Origin of the sequence: Tianweitania sp. (assembly GCF_032053605.1) — a bacterium.
Classification (GTDB): Bacteria; Pseudomonadota; Alphaproteobacteria; order Rhizobiales; family Rhizobiaceae; genus Tianweitania.
In genome coordinates this window covers 1-3,122 of the sequence record NZ_DAMBUH010000189.1, presented here as the reverse complement: position 1 = coordinate 3,122, position 3,122 = coordinate 1, and the positions used below count along the sequence as shown (strand labels likewise).

Sequence of the window (3,122 nt, the reverse complement as noted above, 5' to 3'; positions counted from 1 at the left end):
AGCTGCACATCGGCGCGGCCCTGACGCGGTGCCGGAGCCTGACGCTCGAACAAGCCGTTGAGAAGCGCCAGTTCCTGTCCGGCAGCGGTGGTGTGCGCGGAAGCGGGAGAGTGGCCCGTCAGCGCCGATGCCGGCGCCGCTGACAACAGCAGCGGCACGGCCATGAGCCCGAGAACCAGTTTGCCTTTGAAGGTCTTTGCTAAAATCATCCGTGTCTCTCGATCGATCAATCCGGCCGTTGGAGAACCGTTGCTTTGCAGGTTGGAGATGAGCTGCACCCGGGACTTCGGCCAAATTTTGGTGGCAGATGGGGTTGGAACCGCATGACAGCAAAAAGGCGATCCGAGGACCGCCTTTTCACCTGTTCATGCGGCATTAATGCGACAATCAGCTGCCGGCGCCGTTGAGCACGGTGACGGCGCGACGGTTCTGCGACCAGCAGGAAATGTCGTCGCAAACAGCAACCGGACGTTCCTTGCCGTAGGAGATGGTGCGGATGCGGTTGGACGGAACGCCGCGCGACGCGAGGAAGTCACGGGCAGCTGCAGCGCGACGGGCGCCGAGTGCCAGGTTGTACTCGCGGGTGCCGCGCTCGTCGGAGTGACCTTCGACGGTGATCGCGTAGCTGGAATACTGCTGCAGCCACTGTGCCTGACGCGACAGGGTCTGCTGGGCATCAGCGCGGATGGCCGAGGAGTCGGTGTCGAAGAAGATGCGGTCGCCGACATTGACCGTGAAGTCCTGGCTTGAACCCGGCGTTGCCGCGCCAGCACCGCGTCCGCCATTGAGGCCGAGCTCGGAGCTGCTGTTGGGCAAGTTGTTCTTCTTGTTGGCGCAGCCGGCAACCGCCAGCGTTGCAAGCAAAGCGATAGCGACCGGGTTGCGGGTAATTGCTGCGATACGGCGCATCGCCATCTCCTAAGCATTTGAGTGAATTCGTTGAGGTCGAAGTAACCACGTTTGGGTTAATGCTGATTCAACGAACAAGGTTAATTATCTGTTTCTGCCGTGTAACTGAATGCGTTGCCGGCGGAAACGACCTATGCGAATCGCCCGGCATACCTGCCGCAATGCGGCGCAAAGGTGACAAAAAGAAGGAGGCCCCGAAGGAGCCTCCATCCCAAGATCAGTACGGACCGCTCCGATCATTCCAAAAGCGGCGACCAGGCCGGGTCGGAACCGAAGCCCGACGTCGGGATTGGCTGCTCGTTGCGACCGGTCAGATCGACCGAATAAAGCTTTGGTCCACCCGAGCTTTCTCGGAAGAACATCAACACACGGCCATTCGGTGCCCACGTCGGGCCTTCCTGCAGATGCCCAGACGACAGGATGCGCTCGCCTGAACCATCGGTGCGCATCACACCGATCTGGAAGTCACCGCCGGTCTGCTTGGTGAAGGCGATCAAATCGCCACGCGGCGACCAGACCGGCGTGGAATAGCTGCCGCCGCCGAACGAAATGCGGGTCGCGCCCGAACCGTCCGCACCCATCGCATAGATCTGCGGCTGGCCGCCGCGATCCGACGTGAATACGACCTTGGAGCCATCCGGCGAATAGGACGGCGAAGTGTCGATCGCGTTGGAATTGGTCAGGCGCATCGTGTTGCGGCTGCGCAGATCCATGGTGAAGATGTTGGAGTTACCATCGTCGCGCAGCAGGCTCATGATGACCTTCTGGCCATCGGGCGAAAAGCGCGGCGCAAAGGTCATGCCGGGGAAGTTGCCGACAAGCTCGCGCTGTCCCGTTTCGATCTGCAGCAGGTACACCTGCGGCTGACCGCTTTCATAAGACATGTAGGTGATTTCCTGGCGCGTCGGCGAAAAGCGCGGCGTCAGGGCGATGGTCTTGCCATCCGACAGGAAGCGCTTGTTGGCGCCGTCCTGGTCCATGATGGCCAGACGCTTCACGCGCTGGGTCTTTGAGCCCGCTTCGTCGATGTAAACGACGCGCGTGTCGAAATAGCCCTTCTCGCCGGTCAGCGCCTCATAGATCGCATCGGCGATGATATGAGCGACGCGGCGCGAATTCTGCGGGTTGGCGAAGAACTGCTCGCCCGTGATCTGTTTGTTGCCAAACGTGTCCCAAAGACGGAACTCGGCGCGCAAACGGCCATCACCTTCCTTGGTCACGCGGCCTGTGACGATCGCCTGCGCATTGATGACCTGCCAGTCCTGGAAGCGCGGCGCGACATCCGGATTGGAGATCTTTTCGATAAAGGCCGACTTGGCGATTGGCGCAAACAGGCCGGAGCGCTTCAGATCCGCCGTCACGATCGACGAGATCTCCGCACCCATCGCATCGGCCGACACGAAGTCGGTGATGGCGATCGGCAGAGGCGCGACATTGCCCTTGTTGACGTCGATGACGAGCTGGGCATGGGCCGGTGCCACAACAAAGCCCGCGCTCATGGCGACAGTGGCAACAGCGAAAAGAACTCTGAGTTTTCGGATCATTCCATCCAGCCTCTTGGTCTCATGGTCGGGAGCGGTCCTGGCCTCGAAGGTCAGAACATCTCGCTCGGATCGAAATTAACAACGACGCCGCTGGCCCAAACTTCGGCCTTGCTGGCGGGAACCTGCAGCCCTTCGGCGTTGCACTTCTGAACGGCGCGAACAGCACTGCGGTCGAAAGCGGAATTGCCGCTCGACGTATCCACCACCGGCTCGCCATCGAGCTTGCCGGTCGGATCGAGGCGGAAGCGCACGCTCACGCGCATGGACTCGACGCCTTCGGCACCGGCCGGGATCGACCAGCAGCCAGCCAACTGGCTCGACAATGCGCCCATCTCGCTTTGCGACAGCTTCGCGCCCGTGGTCTGCTTGCCGCCGAGCGAAGCGGTTTCGGTGGAACGCTTGGCGCCACCGCCTTGCGCGGCAGCCTTGTTCAGGAGCGCCGCAACCTCATCCGCATCGAAGGTCTTTTCTTCCGACTTCGGCTTCGAAGACGCGGCCGTTTCCTTCGGCTTGTCGGGCTTCTTGGCTTCTTCCGGCTTCTTCTTTTCCGGCTCTTTCGGCTTTTCCTCGACCTTGGCGGTTTGCACCGGCTTCGGCGGCTCGGGCTGTGGACGTGTCTGCGGTGCCGGCGCGCTGGTTGGCAGCGGCAAGGCTTCCGCCTGCGGGGCC

Annotated in this window: 4 protein-coding genes; all 4 read right to left on the bottom strand. The window is 61.7% G+C overall.

Annotation, left to right across the window (positions count from 1 at the left end; genetic code table 11):
• Positions 1 to 209, bottom strand: a 209-nt coding sequence (locus RTX98_RS20540) for a hypothetical protein (protein ID WP_312798741.1), incomplete at its 3' end; no start/stop codon positions are given.
• A gap of 178 nt (positions 210 to 387) precedes the next feature.
• Positions 388 to 909 (bottom strand): peptidoglycan-associated lipoprotein Pal, encoded by a 522-nt coding sequence (gene pal / locus RTX98_RS20535; RefSeq protein ID WP_189505564.1) that lies wholly within the window; start codon positions 907 to 909, stop codon positions 388 to 390.
• A gap of 236 nt (positions 910 to 1,145) precedes the next feature.
• Positions 1,146 to 2,408 carry a Tol-Pal system beta propeller repeat protein TolB gene (tolB, locus tag RTX98_RS20530; protein WP_244641535.1) on the bottom strand — a complete coding sequence of 421 codons (1,263 nt, stop codon included), beginning with the start codon at positions 2,406 to 2,408 and terminating at the stop codon, positions 1,146 to 1,148.
• Between the two features lie 95 nt (positions 2,409 to 2,503).
• On the bottom strand, positions 2,504 to 3,122 hold a 619-nt coding region (locus RTX98_RS20525), incomplete at its 5' end, for a TonB family protein (protein ID WP_312798739.1).

Bases quoted from the DNA above. Each gene is read 5' to 3' on its own strand.
- pal (WP_189505564.1), bottom strand. From the start codon at position 909: ATGCGCCGTATCGCAGCAATTACCCGCAACCCGGTCGCTATCGCTTTG.
- tolB (WP_244641535.1), bottom strand. From the start codon at position 2,408: ATGAGCGCGGGCTTTGTTGTGGCACCGGCCCATGCCCAGCTCGTCATC.